1 rRNA gene (cut by a window edge) is annotated in these 1,534 nt (G+C 51.5%); it reads right to left on the reverse strand.

The window, feature by feature from the left end:
• Positions 1-43: 43 nt before the first annotated feature.
• Positions 44-1,534: ribosomal RNA gene (locus ACSC97_RS17690) — 23S ribosomal RNA — on the reverse strand; it runs 1,498 nt beyond the window's last position.

The raw sequence follows: 1,534 nt of genomic DNA on the forward strand, positions 1-1,534 counted from the left end.
TGTATTGAATTTATCTTGAATACAACAACTGTTTGGGTGTTGTATAGTCAAGCCTCACGAGCAATTAGTATTGGTCAGCTTCACACGTCACCGTGCTTCCACACCCAACCTATCAACGTCCTAGTCTCGAACGGCTCTTTAGAGGAATAAATTCCTAGGGAAATCTTATCTTGAGGTAGGCTTCCCGCTTAGATGCTTTCAGCGGTTATCCCTTCCGAACATAGCTACCCGGCGATGCCACTGGCGTGACAACCGGTACACCAGAGGTTCGTCCACTCTGGTCCTCTCGTACTAGGAGCAGATCCTCTCAAATTTCCAGCGCCCACGGTAGATAGGGACCGAACTGTCTCACGACGTTCTAAACCCAGCTCGCGTACCTCTTTAAATGGCGAACAGCCATACCCTTGGGACCTGCTTCAGCCCCAGGATGAGATGAGCCGACATCGAGGTGCCAAACACCGCCGTCGATATGAACTCTTGGGCGGTATCAGCCTGTTATCCCCAGAGTACCTTTTATCCGTTGAGCGATGGCCCTTCCATACAGAACCACCGGATCACTAAGACCTACTTTCGTACCTGCTCGACTTGTGGGTCTCGCAGTTAAGCGCGCTTTTGCCTTTATACTCTACGCGTGATTTCCGACCACGCTGAGCGCACCTTCGTACTCCTCCGTTACTCTTTAGGAGGAGACCGCCCCAGTCAAACTACCCACCAGACATGGTCCTCGTCCCGGATTACGGGACAGAGTTAGAACCTCAACATTACCAGGGTGGTATTTCAAGGACGGCTCCATTGGAACTAGCGTTCCAACTTCAAAGCCTCCCACCTATCCTACACAAGTAAGGTCAAAGTTCAATGTCAAGCTGCAGTAAAGGTTCACGGGGTCTTTCCGTCTAGCCGCGGGTACACTGCATCTTCACAGCGATTTCGATTTCACTGAGCCTCTGCTGGAGACAGCGCCGCCATCATTATGCCATTCGTGCAGGTCGGAACTTACCCGACAAGGAATTTCGCTACCTTAGGACCGTTATAGTTACGGCCGCCGTTTACTGGGGCTTCGATCAAGAGCTTCGCTTACGCTAACCCCATCAATTAACCTTCCAGCACCGGGCAGGCATCACACCCTATACGTCCACTTTCGTGTTTGCAGAGTGCTATGTTTTTAATAAACAGTTGCAGCGGCCTGGTTTCTGCGGCTGCCAACCGCTCAGGGAGCAAGTCCCATCACCGTCAGCAGCGTACCTTCTCCCGAAGTTACGGTACCATTTTGCCTAGTTCCTTCAGCAGAGTTCTCTCAAGCGCTTTGGTCTACTCGACCTGACCACCTGTGTCGGTTTCGGGTACGATTCCTGTGTAACTGAAGCTTAGAGACTTTTCCTGGAAGCATGGTATCAGCCACTTCACTGTACAAGTACAGCTTGCTATCGACTCTCAGCATAGAGCACCCCGGATTTGCCTAAGATGCATGCCTACCGTCTTCCACCTGGACAACCAACGCCAGGCTGACTTAACCTTCTCCGTCCTCTCATCGCAT

The organism is Acinetobacter sp. P1(2025), from assembly GCF_051390655.1.
Lineage (GTDB): Bacteria > Pseudomonadota > Gammaproteobacteria > Pseudomonadales > Moraxellaceae > Acinetobacter > Acinetobacter junii.